Origin of the sequence: Allobosea sp. RAF48, from assembly GCF_052114025.1 — a bacterium.
Lineage (GTDB): Bacteria > Pseudomonadota > Alphaproteobacteria > Rhizobiales > Beijerinckiaceae > Allobosea.
On record NZ_JBFRDZ010000003.1, the window covers coordinates 221,102 to 236,893 of the forward strand.

11 protein-coding genes are annotated in these 15,792 nt (G+C 66.1%); 3 read left to right on the forward strand and 8 right to left on the reverse strand.

Annotated elements, in window-relative coordinates; translation table 11 throughout:
• Window positions 1-7: 7 nt before the first annotated feature.
• The 7 genes from AB4Z10_RS07265 to AB4Z10_RS07295 all read right to left on the reverse strand — a co-directional run bounded on the left by AB4Z10_RS07265 (window position 8) and on the right by AB4Z10_RS07295 (window position 9,923).
• A complete protein-coding gene (locus AB4Z10_RS07265) occupies window positions 8-439 on the reverse strand; it encodes a GNAT family N-acetyltransferase (RefSeq protein ID WP_441469716.1) in 432 nt (143 codons plus the stop codon).
• 12 nt (window positions 440-451) lie between these two features.
• On the reverse strand, window positions 452-760 hold the full coding sequence (locus tag AB4Z10_RS07270; protein ID WP_441469717.1) for an alkylphosphonate utilization protein: 309 nt from the start codon (window positions 758-760) through the stop codon (window positions 452-454).
• A 123-nt stretch (window positions 761-883) separates the two neighbouring features.
• Window positions 884-4,636 (reverse strand): methionine synthase, encoded by a 3,753-nt coding sequence (metH, locus tag AB4Z10_RS07275; protein WP_441469718.1) that lies wholly within the window; start codon window positions 4,634-4,636, stop codon window positions 884-886.
• 5 nt (window positions 4,637-4,641) lie between these two features.
• Window positions 4,642-5,553 carry a methylenetetrahydrofolate reductase [NAD(P)H] gene (gene metF / locus AB4Z10_RS07280; RefSeq protein WP_441469719.1) on the reverse strand — a complete coding sequence of 304 codons (912 nt, stop codon included), beginning with the start codon at window positions 5,551-5,553 and terminating at the stop codon, window positions 4,642-4,644.
• Window positions 5,553-6,566, reverse strand: a complete 1,014-nt coding sequence (locus AB4Z10_RS07285; protein ID WP_441469720.1) for an ArsR/SmtB family transcription factor — start codon at window positions 6,564-6,566, stop codon at window positions 5,553-5,555. Before AB4Z10_RS07285 ends, metF begins: the two co-directional genes overlap by 1 nt.
• Window positions 6,567-7,394: 828 nt before the next feature.
• Window positions 7,395-7,598, reverse strand: coding sequence for a cold-shock protein (locus tag AB4Z10_RS07290; RefSeq protein WP_441470030.1), 204 nt, complete (start codon window positions 7,596-7,598; stop codon window positions 7,395-7,397).
• 126 nt (window positions 7,599-7,724) lie between these two features.
• Complete coding sequence (locus AB4Z10_RS07295) at window positions 7,725-9,923, reverse strand: glycoside hydrolase family 3 N-terminal domain-containing protein (RefSeq protein WP_441469721.1); 2,199 nt, start codon at window positions 9,921-9,923, stop codon at window positions 7,725-7,727.
• A 154-nt stretch (window positions 9,924-10,077) separates the two neighbouring features.
• On the opposite strand from AB4Z10_RS07295, the gene AB4Z10_RS07300 reads away from it, so the two are divergent.
• The 3 genes from AB4Z10_RS07300 (at window position 10,078) to AB4Z10_RS07310 (ending at window position 13,825) form a co-directional block, all read left to right on the forward strand.
• Entirely contained in the window at window positions 10,078-10,677 is a 600-nt protein-coding gene (locus AB4Z10_RS07300; RefSeq protein ID WP_441470031.1) for a YitT family protein, read from the forward strand.
• 96 nt (window positions 10,678-10,773) lie between these two features.
• On the forward strand, window positions 10,774-11,925 hold the full coding sequence (locus tag AB4Z10_RS07305; RefSeq protein ID WP_441469722.1) for an alpha-hydroxy acid oxidase: 1,152 nt from the start codon (window positions 10,774-10,776) through the stop codon (window positions 11,923-11,925).
• 85 nt (window positions 11,926-12,010) lie between these two features.
• Window positions 12,011-13,825 (forward strand): acyltransferase family protein, encoded by a 1,815-nt coding sequence (locus AB4Z10_RS07310; RefSeq protein ID WP_441469723.1) that lies wholly within the window; start codon window positions 12,011-12,013, stop codon window positions 13,823-13,825.
• Between the two features lie 157 nt (window positions 13,826-13,982).
• Here the strand turns inward: AB4Z10_RS07310 and ettA are convergent, their stop codons facing one another.
• Window positions 13,983-15,635, reverse strand: a complete 1,653-nt coding sequence (gene ettA / locus AB4Z10_RS07315) for an energy-dependent translational throttle protein EttA (RefSeq protein ID WP_441469724.1) — start codon at window positions 15,633-15,635, stop codon at window positions 13,983-13,985.
• Between the last annotated feature and the right edge of the window lie 157 nt (window positions 15,636-15,792).

The following is a 15,792-nucleotide window of genomic DNA, read 5'->3' on the forward strand; positions in this document are numbered from 1 at the left end:
TCGCGGCTCAGTTGACGTCCGCCTCCGCCAACGCCCGGATGAACACGATCTGCCCGTCGATCGATCGGCCCATCTCGCGCCAGCCATGGCGCCGATAGAAGCGCTCGGCCCGCGTACCCGATCCCGTCGTCAGCCACGCCTGCGCATGCCCCGCCGCCCTCAATTCGGCGAGCGCCGCGTCCAGCAGCGCCCGGCCATGGCCGCGCCCCTCATGCGCGGGGTCGACGAACAGAGCCCAGACCAGACCGCTCTGATGGTTGGCACAGGTGAAGGCCACGATCTCGCCCGCCTCCTCCGCAACCAGGAAGATGGCGTGTTCGCGATACCAGTCGACTTCTTCGGGCGTCACCAGCGAGGGATCGCCGAGGACGTTCTCGCGCACGCCCATGCGGATGGCATGGATGCGCGCGTGGTCGGCAAGGGTCGCTTTCCGGATCACCGAGCCCCCGCCTCAGCGCTTGCGGACGAATTCGGTGCGCAGCACGAGGCCTTTGATAGCGTCGTGGCGGCAGTCGATCTCTTCAGGATTGTCGGTCAGCCGGATCGAGCGGATCACCGTGCCCTGCTTCAGGGTCTGGCCGGCACCTTTGACCTTCAGATCCTTGATCAGCACGACGGAATCGCCATCCGCCAGAACATTTCCGGCGGAATCACGCACTTCGACGTGCGCCGCGGCGGCAGCGGCCGCCGCCGCCTCGGAAGCAGGGCGCCACTCGCCCGTCGCCTCGTCATAGACGTAATTGTCGTTGTCGTCGGTCATGACCGCTCAGTCCGCCATAGGGATGCCGGACAGCCCGGCCCCGCTCGGTTATACGAGCCGGGCCGGAAATTCAACAAACTCCATCTGTAGAAATAAAGAGCCGCCGCCCTGGCCGCCCCTGCCCTACTCCGCCGCCTGAAGCCGATAGGCGGCGGTATCGTAGTTGAGGATCGGCGCGAGCCAGCGCTCGACCTCCTCGATGCTCATCCCCTTGCGCGCCGCATAATCCTCGGCCTGATCGCGCTCGACCTTGGCGACGCCGAAGTAATAGGCGTCGGGGTGGGCGAGATAGAGCCCGGAGACCGAGGAGCCCGGCCACATCGCATAGCTCTCGGTCAGCTTCACGCCGACGCGCCGCTCCGCCTCCAGCAGCCGGAAGAGCGTCTCCTTCTCGGTGTGGTCGGGCTGGGCCGGATAGCCGGGCGCCGGGCGGATGCCGCGATACTCCTCGCGGATGAGATCCTCGTTGCTGAACGCCTCGTCCGGCGCGTAGCCCCAGAACTCCTTGCGCACGAGCTGGTGCATGCGCTCGGCGAAGGCTTCCGCAAAGCGGTCGGCCAGGGCCTTGACCATGATCGAACGGTAGTCGTCGTTGTCGCGCGCGAACTTCTCGGAGATGCGCTCCTCCTCCGCGCCGGCCGTGACAACGAAGCTACCGATATAGTCGGGCGCTCCGCCTTCCGGCGCAACGAAGTCGGAGAGGCACATGTTCGGCTTGCCGTCGCGCTTGGAGAGCTGCTGGCGCAGGCCGTGGAAGGTTGCGAGCGTCTCCTGCCGGCTCTCGCCGGTATAGAGGCGGATGTCGTCGCCGACGGCATTGGCCGGCCAGAAGCCGATCACCGCCTTCGGGTTGAACCAGCGCTCCTCGACGACGCGCTTCAGCATCGCCTGCGCATCTTCCCAGAGCGCGCGCGCCGCCTCGCCCTGCTTCTCGTCCTCCAGGATCGCCGGGAAGCGGCCCTTCAGCTCCCAGGTCTGGAAGAACGGCGTCCAGTCGATCACCGGCACGAGGTCGGCGATGTCGTAGGTCCGGAAGACGCGCGTGCCGAGGAAGCTCGGCTTCGGCGGCACGTAGCTGGCCCAATCCGGCTTGAAGGCGTTGGCGCGGGCCTTGGCCAGCGGCAGGCGCTGCTTGTCCGCCTCCGAGCGGCGATGCGCGTCGGCGACCTTGGCGTACTCGGCCTTGAGCCCATCGACATAGGCTGGCTTCTGGTCCTGCGAGAGCAGGTTCGAAACCACGCCCACCGCGCGCGAGGCGTCGGTGACATAGACCGTCTGGCCCTTCTCATAGGCCGGGTGGATCTTCACCGCCGTATGCACGCGGCTCGTCGTCGCCCCGCCGATCAGCAGCGGGATGTCGAAGCCTTCGCGCTCCATCTCGGAGGCGACCGTCACCATCTCGTCGAGCGAGGGCGTGATCAGGCCGGAGAGGCCGATGATGTCGACCTTCTCCTTGCGCGCCGTCTCCAGGATCTTCTGCGTCGGCACCATCACGCCGAGGTCGATCACCTCGTAATTGTTGCACTGGAGCACGACGCCGACGATGTTCTTGCCGATGTCGTGGACATCGCCCTTCACCGTCGCCATCAGCACCTTGCCGGCAGCGGCGCGCTCGGAGCCGCCGTTGAGGCGCTTCTCCTCCTCCATGAAGGGCATGAGATAGGCGACAGCCTGCTTCATCACGCGGGCGGACTTCACCACCTGCGGCAGGAACATCTTGCCCGCGCCGAACAAGTCGCCGACCACGTTCATGCCGGCCATCAGCGGCCCCTCGATGACGTGCAGCGGCTTCTCCGCCTTCAGGCGGGCTTCTTCCGTATCGACATCGATGAATTCGGTGATGCCGGCGACAAGCGCATGCTCCAGCCGCTTCTCGACCGGCAGTTCGCGCCAGGCGAGATCCTTGCCTGATGCTGCCACAGAACCATCGCCCTTGAAGCGCGGCGCGGCCTCCAGCAGCCGTTCGGTCGAATCCTTGCGACGGTTGAGAACGACGTCTTCGCAGAGCTCCCGCAGCTCGGGATCGAGATCGTCGTAAGAGCCGAGCTGGCCGGCATTGACGATGCCCATGTCCATCCCCGCCTTGATGGCGTGGTAGAGGAACACGGAGTGCATGGCTTCACGCACCTTCTCGTTGCCTCGGAAGGAGAACGAGAGGTTCGACACGCCACCCGAAATATGGGCATGCGGCAGCGTCTCACGGATCGCGCGGGTCGCGTCGATGAAGTCGTTGCCGTAGTTGTCGTGCTCCTCGATGCCCGTCGCCACCGCGAAGATGTTCGGGTCGAAGATGATGTCTTCAGGCGGGAAGCCGGCCTTCTCGGTCAGCAGCTTATAGGCCCGCGTGCAGATCTCGATCTTGCGGGCATAGGTATCGGCCTGCCCGGTCTCGTCGAAGGCCATCACGACCACAGCCGCGCCGTACTGCCGGCAGATGCGGGCATGCTCGAGGAAGGCCTCTTCGCCTTCCTTCATCGAGATGGAGTTGACGATCGGCTTGCCCTGGATCGTCTTGAGACCCGCCTCGATCACCGGGAACTTCGAGGAGTCCACCATGATCGGCACGCGCGAGATGTCGGGCTCGGAGGCGATCAGGTTGAGGAACTCGGTCATCGCCTTCTCGGAATCGAGCAGGCCCTCGTCCATGTTGATGTCGATGACCTGCGCGCCGTTGGCGACCTGGTCGCGCGCCACATCAAGCGCCGCAGCATAGTCGCCGGCGGTGATAAGCTTCCGGAACTTGGCGGAGCCGGTGACATTGGTGCGCTCGCCCACGTTGACGAAGGGGATGGTCTCGTCGAGCGTGAAGGGCTCCAACCCCGCAAGGCGCAGATAGGGCTTCGTCTCGGGAATCTGGCGCGGCGCCTTGCCGGCCACCGCCTGCGCGATCGCTTCGATATGCCCCGGCGTGGTGCCGCAGCAGCCGCCGACGACATTGACGAAGCCGGCATCGGCGAACTCCGCCAGCATCTTGGCGGTCGCCTCGGGCCGTTCGTCATAGAGGCCGAATTCGTTGGGCAGGCCGGCATTCGGATAGGCGCAGATCAGCGTGTCGGCGACACGGGACATATCCTTGATATGCGCCCGCATCTCGCGCGCGCCGAGCGCGCAGTTGAGGCCGACAGTCAGCGGCGCGGCGTGGCGCACGGCGTTCCAGAAGGCCTCGACCGTCTGGCCGGAGAGCGTGCGGCCCGAAAGGTCTGTGATCGTGCCGGAGATCATCACCGGCAGGCGGATGCCCTTGGCGCGGAACACCTCCTCGATCGCGACGATCGCGGCCTTGGCGTTGAGCGTGTCGAAGATCGTCTCGATCAGCAGCAGCTCGGAACCGCCATCGATCAGCCCCCTCACCTGCTCGGCATAGGATTCGCGGACCTGATCGAAGGTGACGGCACGGAAACCGGGATTGTTGACATCGGGCGAGATCGAGAGCGTGCGGTTGGTCGGGCCGATGGCACCCGCGACATAGCGGCGGCGCCCGTCCTCCTTCTGCGCGATCAGTGCGGCCTCGCGGGCAATGCGCGAGCACTCGACGTTCAGCTCATGGACATACGCCTCCATGCCGTAATCGGCCTGGGCAATCGAAGTGCCGGAGAAGGTGTTGGTCTCGACGATATCGGCGCCCGCCCGGAAATAGGCGAGGTGGATGTCGCGCAGCGCCTCGGGCTGCGTCAGCGCGATGATGTCGTTGTTGCCCTTGAGGTCGTGGTTGAAGCCCTTGAAGCGCTCGCCGCGGAAATCCGCTTCCGAGAGCTTGAGGTCCTGGATCTGCGTGCCCATCGCGCCGTCGAGCACGAGGATGCGCTCGCGCGCGGCCTGGCGGAGCGAGCGCTCGATCTCGGCGCCATCGACGGGAGCGGGAATGAAGTCGGACATCAGGCTCACTCCGCCGCCACCGCCTGCGCCGCCGGCTTCTCGGGCTTCAAGCCGACGAGATGGCAGATGGCGTAGACGAGGTCGGCCTTGTTCATCGTGTAGAAATGCAGGTCGGAGACGCCGCGATCGATCAGGTCGAGCACCTGCTCCGCGCAAACGGCGGCCGCCACCAGACGACGCGTCGCCGGATCATCCTCCAGCCCTTCGAAGCGGTCTGCCAGCCATTGCGGCACGCTGGCGCCGGTCTTGCGCGCGAAATTCGCGGTCTGCTTGAAGTTCTGGACGGGAACGATGCCCGGCAGGATCGGGATCTCGATGCCGGCAGCGCGGACCTTGTCGAGATAGCGGAAATAGACGTCGTTATCGAAGAAGAACTGGGTGATCGCCCGCGTCGCGCCGGCATCGACCTTCTTCTTCAGCGCATCGATATCGGCATCGAGCGAGGCGGCTTCCGGATGCTTCTCCGGATAGGCCGAGACCGTCACCTCGAAATCGCCGATACGCTTCAAGCCCGCGACGAGGTCCGAAGTCTGGTGATAGCCGTCCGGGTGCGGCTCATAGGTGGTGCCGAGGCCGCCGGCCGGATCCCCGCGCAGTGCCACGACATGGCGCACGCCGGCATCCCAATAGGAGCGGATGACCTCGTCGATCTCGGCCTTCGAGGCCGAAACGCAGGTGAGATGCGCGGCCGGCTTCAGCGCCGTCTCCTCGACCATGCGCTTGACCGTGGCATGGGTGCGCTCACGGGTCGAGCCGCCAGCGCCATAGGTCACCGAGACGAAGTTCGGGCCGAGCGGCTCGAGCCGGCGCACGCTCTCCCACAGCGCGACCTCCATCTCCGCCGTCTTCGGCGGGAAGAACTCGAAGGAAACGCGGGGACGGCGCGAACCGTGCCGGCTAGGGCGAAAGGCATTCATCACGCAACCTCGAGATTGATCATGCGGGCTGGCGGATCGGACTGCACGCGCCGGTCGCGCCCGCGCCAGAGCATGACCGGCAACTGCCCGGAGCCGCCATCGGCCAGGGTGACTTCGCGGGAAAGATCGCAGGCGAGACCGGCCTCAGTGAACCAGCCGGCGATCTGCTGTCGCGAGAAGCCGAGCCGGCGATGCGCATGCTCGGTCCGCAGAAATTCCATGTCGTGCGGGGCGAAATCGACGACGATCAACCGTCCGCCCGGCGCCAGCATGGCCGCGGCCTCGCGCACGGCCCGGCCGGGATCGTCGAGGAAGTGCAGCACCTGATGGACGACGACGAGGTCGAAGGAATTGCGCGCGAAGGGCAGCGCATAGATATCGCCCTGCCTGAGTTCGACGCGCGACAGCCCCGCCCGCTCCAGATTGGCACGCGCCACCGCGAGCATCGCGTGGTTGGCATCGACGCCGACGGCGCGGCCGAATTTCGGCGCGATCCGCTCCAGCATCCGGCCGGTGCCGGTGCCGAGATCGAGCATCGCGCCCGGCGTCCCCTCGCCGACGGCCTCTTCGACCGCCGCCTCGACGACGTGGTCGGGCACATGCAGGCCGCGCAAACGGTCCCAGTCGCGCGCGACGCTGGCGAAATAGCTCTGCGCTGCCTCGGCGCGGTTCGCCCGGACGGAAGCCAACCTCTCGCGATCGGCCGCGAGCACCGGATCGGCACGATCGAGCCAGGCGGCGAGCGAAGCGGCGAAAGCTCCCCCCGGCCCGGTCTCATCGAGCCGGAAGAAGGCCCAGGCCCCCTCGCGGGACCGTCGGATCAGCCCGGCCTCGGCCAGGAGCTTGAGATGGCGCGAGATGCGCGGCTGCGACTGGCCGAGAATGTCGGTCAGGTCGGAAACGGAAAGCTCGCCCTCGGACAGGAGCGCAAGGATGCGCAGGCGCGTCTCCTCCCCTGCGGCCCTGAGACCTGCGAGAAGAACATCGGAAGACAATGCCGTCGGCTGCCGCACGCAAACGCCTCCCCCGCTCGAAAAAAGATATAAAGATATCTTTATATCGAGAGCATCGTTCGTGCAAGCGGATTGTCGTGCGGAAAACAGGACGACCCACGGAACGAGCCGCAGGGGCAATGCTTCACGTCTCCCCTGGCGGGAGAAGGCGGCAGCGGGTGGCGCTAACGGATGAGGGGTCGCGCCTGTTCCGAGCCTGGTCGCTATTTCCTCCCACGACGCTATCCCGGATAAGCTGCACAGCGGCGCCGACGCGGGACCCATGCCTATCCTGCGCGCGTCCTATCCGACGGAGGGGCTTCGCGAGGCATCGTAGGCCGGAGGGAACTGCGGGTTTCGCATCCCGCGCCGTTGCGGATCCGCTCGATCGCCGCGCGTCCGATAAGACGCGATAACGGTGATCGATCTATTCACGATCGCACCAGAAAGCTCTGATGCGATGAGCGCGTAGGTGGCGAGTTCGCGCTGGCCGAGCAGGCAACTCCCCGCGCTCGCCGGGCGTCCAAGCGGGCGCCCCCCAGATGCCCGTGCGCGCAGCCGGGCAGCGCGAGGTCATCGCTGTGCGACATTCGACATCGACACCACATCGGCGCGCAACCGTCCACTGCGAACGCCGCAAGGCATCCGCGCATCCCTCGGATGCTCAAGCCTGAAACCCCGCAGGCTGGGCCTGGGCGGGGCTTTCGGCGCGCCTATCCAGAAAAGTAAGCAAAACCACGACCCCGGAAATACGGCGGTCAACGTCGCTCCGGTCTTTCGATGTCAGCGAGCGCCTGCCGCGGCCTTGGCCGCGCGCGGCAGGCGGTTCTTCCTTGCAGCAGGAAACGTTCAGAGCAGTTTCAGATCGCCCGCTGCGGTCTTGCCGCGTTCGGTCTTCAGCTCGAAAGAAACCTTCTGCCCTTCCGTCAGCGTCATCATACCGGCTTCCTTGACGGCAGTAATATGGACGAACACGTCCTTGCCGCCTTCCTCCGGCTGAATGAAGCCGTACCCCTTTTCAGTATTGAACCATTTTACGGTTCCGGTCGCCATCGCCACATCCCTCGAAGCCGCGCCCACCGGCCCGCACGCCATGGCGTGCAAGCCGGCAACGGAAGGATTCACCGAAAACCGAAACTTGTCGAGATTAAACACGATGCAGACGAATCAAATATTCGATCAAGACCTTAACACGACGACTTGTGTCATTGCTGCCGCGCGGGACGATCCGCCGAGGTAAATTTCCAATTCGCCGGGGTCGACGACATAACGTCCCTGTTCGTCATGGGCCCCGAGGCTTGAGGCCTCCAGCTTGAATCGCACAGTTTTCGTCTCTCCGGCAGCAATCATGACCTTCCTGAAGCCTTTCAGCTCACGTAGCGGACGCGACAGGCTCGCAACGGGCTGGCGGATATAGAGCTGCACCACTTCCTGCCCGTCGCGCGCACCCGTATTGGTGACGTCGACCGCCACCTCGACCGCGCCGCCGCGCCGCACCGACGAGGCCGAAACGCGCGGATTGGCATAGCTGAAGCGGCTGTAGGAGAGCCCGTATCCGAAGGGGTAGAGCGGCTCGTTGCGCTCGTCCATGAAGATGGACGCGTAACGCTCGCCCGGCTTTTCCGGCCGGCCGGAGGGAAGCTGGCCGTAATAGACCGGAATCTGGCCGACCGAGCGCGGGAAGCTCATCGGCACGCGCCCCGACGGATTGTAGCGCCCGGTCAGGATGTCCGCGATCGCGGTCCGCCCCTCCGTACCACCGTGGAAGGTCTGCAGGATCGCGGCGACATGGTCGTTCGCCCAGGTCAGGATGAGCGGCCGGGCCGTCGCCAGCACCAGAACCACCGGCTTGCCGGTCTTGACCAGAGCCTCGAGCAGTTCCTGCTGCACGCCCGGCAGGTCCAGCTTGGTGCGCGAGGCCGCTTCGCCGATGAACTCGCAATCCTCGCCGAGCATCGCGACGACGAGATCGCTCTCGGCAGCGGCGCGGATCGCGGCCTCCTTGTCGGCGAATTCCGTGCCGCAGTTCTTGGTGAAGGCGGGCTGGTAGGCAACCGAGACCTCCCTCGGCAGCCGCTCGCGCAGCGCGTCCGGCAGGGGGGCGACGACGCGCCGGCCGAGCCCCGCCGGATCGGTCCAGACCCGCTCGTCTTCCGGCACCGCCATGGCGCCGATCACGGCGACCGACTTCACCGTCTCGCGGATCGGCAGCGTCTCATCGGCATTCTTGAGCAGGATCGCACCCTCGCGCGCCGCCTGCAGCGCAACCTCGCGGGCGGCCTGCGTCTGCATCAGGCTCTGCGCGGCGGCGGGATCGACGTCGGGTCTCTCGAACAGGCCGAGATGGAACTTGACGCGCAGCACCCGCCGCACCGCCTCGTTCACCGCCTTCACCGGCACGCGGCCGGCGCGTACCTCGCCGGCGAGGTGCTTGTGATAGACGTCGCCCATCATGTCCATGTCGATGCCGGCGAGCAGAGCCTTGCGCGCAGCTTCGGCATCGTCGCGGGCGATGCCATGCAGCCTGAGCTCGGTAATCGAGCCGAAATCGGAGGTGACGAAGCCGCGGAAGCCCCAGCGGCCGCGCAGGAGATCGGTCAGCATACCCTTATGCGCCGTAGTCGGCACGCCGTTCAGCGCCGTGAAAGCCGCCATCGCCGTCATCGCACCGGCCTCGAAGGCGGCCTTGAACGGTGGCAGATGCAGGTCGAAGAGCTGGCTCGTCGGGATCCAGGTCGCGTTGTAGTCGCGCCCCGCCTCAACGGCGCCATAGCCGACGAAGTGCTTCGGCGTCGTCGCCACCCCGCCACGCTGGTAGCCGCGTGTGCGTGCCGCCGCGACGACGGCACCGAGATAGGCGTCCTCGCCCGCTCCCTCCAGCGCACGGCCCCAGCGCGGATCGCGCGAGATGTCGACCATCGGCGCGAAGGTCCAGTTGATGCCGGCGGCCGAGGCTTCCCGCCCCGTCCAATAAGCGGCCTGCTCGATCAATTCCGGGTTCCAGCTCGAAGCCTGCCCGAGCGGCAGCGGAAAGTAGGTGGAGAAGCCATGGACCGCATCGAGCCCGATGATCAGCGGGATCTTCAGCCGGCTCTCGCGCACGGCCTTCTGAACCGCCAGAACCTCGGCCGGCACGACGAAATTCATCACCGCGCCCATGTCGCCGCTGCGGACCTGATTGACGTCGAAGCCTTCGCCGCGCCCCGAGAGGTGGAGCTGGCCGACCTTTTCCTCCAGCGTCATCCTCCCGATCAGCGCATCGACCTTGCGCTCGATCTCGCGCGCCTCGCGTCCGGTTTTCCAGGCGACGGGCTGCTGGGCGAATGCGATGCCGCTCGGGATCAGCAGCAGGAGGGCCGCGACGAGCCGCAGAAGCATCAAGGATATCTCTCCGAGGAACGCGGGAAGTAGGAGAAGTCTGTGCCCCACGGAATGGTTCCCCTGCCTCCTGGCTCGACCATTGCATAGCCTCTGGCGCTCGCAGCCTCCAGCCGATACAGGGCTCGCCGTGTCCCAGACCGCCATCGCCACCATGCCGCAGCAGCACCGTCTCTACGAAGATCTGCTCGCCCTTCCGCTGGGCACGCTGATGATCAGCATCGGCATCGTCCTCTTTGCCAAGGCGACCCTGCTGACCGGCGGAGCGGCGGGGCTCGCCCTGCTGCTGCAATTCGCCACCGGCGCCGATTTCAGCCCGCTGTTCTTCGTCATCAACCTGCCGTTCTACTGGCTCGCCTTCCGGCGGATGGGCCTCGCGTTCACGCTGCGCACCGTCGCGGCCGTCGCGCTGATCTCGCTCTTCGTCTGGGCGACGCCGGGCTGGTTCCGGATCGAAGCGGTAGCGCCGCTCTATGCCGCCATCGCCGGCGGCGTCGCGATGGGGCTCGGCCTGCTGGCGCTCGCGCGCCACCGCACCGCCATCGGCGGGGTCAACATCCTCGCGCTCTACCTGCAGGAGCGCCAGGGTCTGCGCGCCGGCTGGGTCCAGCTCGGCATCGACGCAGCGATTTTCGCCGCCGCCCTTTTCGTGCTTCCGCCGGACAAGGTCGCCCTGTCCCTGGTCGGCACGCTCGTCCTCAACGCCATCCTGGCGATGAACCACAAGCCGGGCCGCTACATGGCGATCTCCTGACGGAAGGGCGCCCTGTCGTTCGGGAGGTTGCGCCCCATCGTCCGTCATGCGACTCAGCCGAGGAAACTGACAGGAAGCGAACGGCGAGACGAGAACATGGCCCAGCCCCTGACCATCGAAGACCTGCGCCTTCTGGCCAAGCGCCGCGTGCCGCGCATGTTCTACGATTACGCCGATTCCGGTGCCTGGACCGAGAGCACCTATCGCTCGAACGAGACCGACTTCGCCAAGATCAAGCTGCGCCAGCGCGTCGCCGTCGACATGACCAACCGCTCGCTGGCTTCCGAGATGATCGGCCAGCCAGTCGCGATGCCGGTCGCACTCGCCCCCACCGGCCTTACCGGCATGCAGCACGCCGATGGCGAGATCCTCGCGGCCCGCGCTGCCGCGAAGGCAGGCGTGCCCTTCACGCTCTCGACCATGAGCATCTGCTCGATCGAGGACGTGGCGAACCACACCCAGGCGCCGTTCTGGTTCCAGCTCTATGTGATGAAGGACCGCGACTTCATCTCCCGCCTGATCCAGCGCGCCAAGGCTGCCGGCTGCTCCGCGCTGGTGCTGACGCTAGACCTGCAGATCCTCGGCCAGCGCCACAAGGACATCCGCAACGGCCTCTCCGCCCCGCCGAAGCCGACCATCGCCAACCTGATCAACCTCGCCTTCAAGCCGCTCTGGTGCCTGAAGATGCTGGACACGCCGCGCCGGCAGTTCGGCAACATCGTCGGCCACGTCACCGGCGTCGCCGACATGTCCTCGCTTTCCTCCTGGACCGCCAGCCAGTTCGATCCGCAGCTCAACTGGGACGACGTCCAGTGGATCAAGGACCAATGGGGCGGCAAGCTGATCCTCAAGGGCATCCTCGATCCCGAGGACGCCGAGATGGCGGCCAAGAGCGGCGCCGACGCGCTGATCGTCTCGAACCATGGCGGACGGCAGCTCGACGGCGCGCTGTCCTCGATCGAGGCCCTGCCCGGCATCGTCGAGCAGGTCGGCAACCGCATCGAGGTGCTCTTCGACGGCGGCATCCGCTCGGGCCAGGACGTGCTTAAGGCGATCGCGCTCGGCGCCAAGGGCACCTTCATCGGCCGCGCCTTCCTCTACGGCCTCGGTGCCATGGGCGAGCAGGGCGTCACCGCCGCGCTCGACATCATCCGCAAGGAGCTCGACATCACCATGGCGCTCTGCGGCAAGCGGGACATCAGGGATGTCGACGCAAGCATCCTCGTCGGCGGCAAGCCGAGAGCCTGATCCACCCGCGGGGAGACCTATCCTGAGACCACTGGCCTACTATCCGGAGCAGGCCGCGCCGGCGGACCCGCCCCTGACGGCGCGCGTGAGCCTCCCGCAGCGCCTGTTCGCCGGTCCGTCCTTCGCAGACCGTCTGGCGGCCGCCGGCAACCGGCCGGCCGGGTTCGACTATCTGCGCCTCCTGCTCTCGACGCTCGTCATCGTCACCCATGCGGTGGGTGTGGCCTACGGCGTCGGCGAGACGCTTCGGATTTTCGGCGGAGCGCTGCGCCCGGCGGTGGCCCTGATCCTGCCGATGTTCTTCGCATTGAGCGGCTTTCTCGTCGCCGGCAGCCTCGAACGCTGCCGGTCTCTGATCTCGTTCCTCGGGCTGCGGCTGCTCCGGCTGGTTCCAGCCCTCGCTGTGGAGACCTTTGCCGCCGCCATCGTCATCGGCGCGATCTTCACGACGCTGCCGCTGAAGGAGTATTTTGCCAGCCCGCTCTTCCGGCAGTATTTCCTGAACATCCTCGGCGTCGTCCAATTTTCGCTGCCGGGAGTGTTTCTGGACAATCCCTGGGCGGGGCTGGTCAACGGCCAGCTCTGGACCCTACCTTGGGAACTGTATTGTTACCTGATCATTGCCGGCATCACGGCGCTGGGACTATTGCGCCGGAGCGATCGCGCCCTGGCCACGATCCTCGCCGTCCACGCCGTCATTTTCGTCATCTACGTCCTGATCAGGCGTCATCAGCCGGGCGTCACCGTCTCGGGCCCCGTGCTGATCCTCTGCTTTCTCTACGGCATCGGCTTCTATCTGTTCCGGAAGCGGATCGTGTGGAGCAAGGCGCTGTTCGCGCTGTCCCTCGGAGCAACGCTGCTGGGGCTGAGCTTCCCCGGCGGCGACTATCTGATCGCCCTCCCTTGCGCCTATCTCACCGCCTTCATCGGGCTCACCAGGCCGCGCCGCGTCTGGCTGGTCTCGTCGGGCGACTATTCCTACGGCCTGTTCCTCTACGGCTTCCCGATCCAGCAGGCAGTGGTCGCCACCTTCGGCGCGGGAGGCCAGTCCTGGTGGGCCAATGCCGCCATCTCCTGGTGCCTGGCCTTCATCCTCGCCTTCCTCTCCTGGCACTTCGTCGAAAAGAACGCGATGAAGCTGCGCCCCCGCCTCCTCGCCACCGAAACAAGCCTGCTCGCGCGCCTGCCGGGGCCCATTGTCTTCGCCGGATGGTTCCGCTCACGCCGCATCATTGCGGCTCTTGCCATGGGGCTCATCGCCGCCGCGGCAGCCGGCACCTATCTCGCGCTGCGCAAACCGGCCGAGAACTTCCCGCTTCTGGCGAGGCTCGCGGTGATCAACGCCCAGATCGGCGAAGCCGATCCCGACTATGTCTTCATCGCGGGCGACTCCAACGCCGAGATGATCAACTCGACCCATCGCCTCTGCGGCCGCAACGTCGTCAACGCCGGCATCAGCGGCGCCAAGATGACGGATATGAACGGCCATTGGGCGAAGTTTGCCTTTACGAAGAAGCCCAGCACCATCGTCATCCTGGTCGGCACGAACGACCTGCATCGCAAGCGCAATCCCACCCAGCCGAAATACCTCGACGCATTCGAACGCAACACCGACCGGCTCATCGCCAGCGCGGCCGCACTGTCCGCGAAGGTCTTCGTCGCCGCCGTTCCCCCGGCCGAGCCCTCGATGATCAAATATTATGAGCCGGCGGCGGTCGTCGCCCTGTCGGAGCGGCTGAAGCGGGCCTGCAGCCGCAACGCCTGCACGTTCATCGACCCCTTCGCCGGAACCCGCGACGGAGTCGACGGCCTCGCCAAGCCGGACAGCACCCATGACGGCATTCATGTGCGGTCGTACCGGGAGGCCATGGCGTCGGTCGAAGCCGAAATCTGCAGCTGATCGTCCGCTTTCCGAAGCGGGCCCAAAAGCCTCCGGTGGCCCCTCCGGCGCCCTCCCCAAAAGCAAAGCCCGCCGGCGACTGGAGGCGCATCGGCGGGCTCGACGGAAGGCAGCAGCAGGATGAGAGCGCCGCATCGCGCGGCGCCCTCGCGAAACCTCAGCGCGTGAACTTCTTGTACTGGATGCGCTTGGGAATGGTGGAGTCGATGCCGAGGCGACGCTTCTTGTCCTCCTCGTATTCGGCGAAGTTGCCCTCGAACCACTCGACATGGCTGTCGCCCTCGAAGGCGAGGATATGGGTCGCGATACGGTCGAGGAACCAGCGATCGTGGCTGATGATCACGGCGCAGCCGGCATAATCCTCCAGCGCCTCTTCAAGCGCGCGGAGCGTGTCGACGTCGAGGTCGTTGGTCGGCTCGTCGAGCAGCAGCAGGTTGGCGCCGGACTTCAGCATCTTGGCGAGGTGGACGCGGTTGCGTTCACCACCCGAGAGCGAGCCGACCTTCTTCTGCTGGTCGCCGCCCTTGAAGTTGAAGGCCGAGCAATAGGCGCGGGAATTGATCTCGCGCTTGCCGAGATAGAGGATGTCGTTGCCGCCGGAGATTTCCTCCCAGACGTTCTTCTTGTCGTCGAGCGAGTCGCGGCTCTGGTCGACATAGCCGAGCTGGACGCTCTCGCCGACCTTGATCGTGCCGGCATCGGGCTTCTCGACCCCGGTGATCATCTTGAACAGCGTCGTCTTGCCGGCGCCGTTGGGGCCGATCACGCCGACGATGCCGCCCGGCGGCAGCTTGAAGGACAGTCCGTCGATCAGGAGCTTGTCCTGGAAGCCCTTCGACAGGTCCTCGAAATCGACGACGTTGTTGCCCAGCCGCTCGGCAATCGGGATGATGATCTGGGCGGTGTCCGGCCCCTTGTTGTTGGCCTTCTGGACCAGCTCGTCATAGCGCTGGATGCGGGCCTTGCTCTTGGCCTGGCGGGCCTTCGGCGAAGCGGCCATCCACTCGGCCTCGCGCTCCAGTGTCTTCTGACGCGACACGTCCTCGCGGCCTTCCTGAGCCAGGCGCTTCTGCTTCTGCACCGACCAGGCCGAGTAGTTGCCCTCATAGGGTATGCCCTGGCCGCGATCGAGCTCGAGGATCCAGCTCGTGACGTTGTCGAGGAAGTAGCGATCGTGGGTGACGATCAGGATCGCGCCCGGGTAGGTCCGCAGATGGCCTTCGAGCCAGGCGGTGGTCTCGGCGTCCAGATGGTTGGTCGGCTCGTCGAGCAGCAGCAGCTCCGGCTGCTCCAGCAGCAGCTTGCACATGGCGACGCGGCGGCGCTCGCCGCCCGAGAGCTTGTCGACGGCCCAGTCGTCGGGCGGGCAGCGCAGCGCGTCCATCGCCTGGTCGACCTTGGAGTCGAGATCCCACAGCCCCTTCGCCTCGATCTCGTCCTGGAGATTGGTCATCTCGTCGGCGGTCTCGTCCGAATAGTTCATGGCGAGCTCGTTGTAGCGGTCGAGGATCGCCTTCTGCGGCGCGACGCCGAGCATGACGTTCTCGCGCACCGTCAGGGTCTCGTCGAGCTTCGGCTCCTGCGGCAGATAGCCGACGCGCGCGCCCTCCGCGACCCAGGCCTCGCCGGTCCACTCCTTGTCGAACCCGGCCATGATCTTGAGCAGGGTCGACTTGCCCGCGCCGTTGACGCCGAGCACGCCGATCTTGGCGTCCGGATAGAACGAGAGATGGATGTCCTTCAAAACCTGCTTGCCGCCCGGATAGGTCTTGGACAGGCCGCGCATATGGTAGATGAACTGGCGGGACATGAGGCGAGCGGGCTCCGCTTTCAGGCGCTTGGCGACGAGATGTCGGGAAATCTGGCCGCTATGTAGCGAGCGGCAGCCCGCGCCGCAACCGCATCGGGCGGATTGCGGCCGCCGCGCGCCTCCTGAACAATGCGGACCGACCGCGGCAAAGACCTGA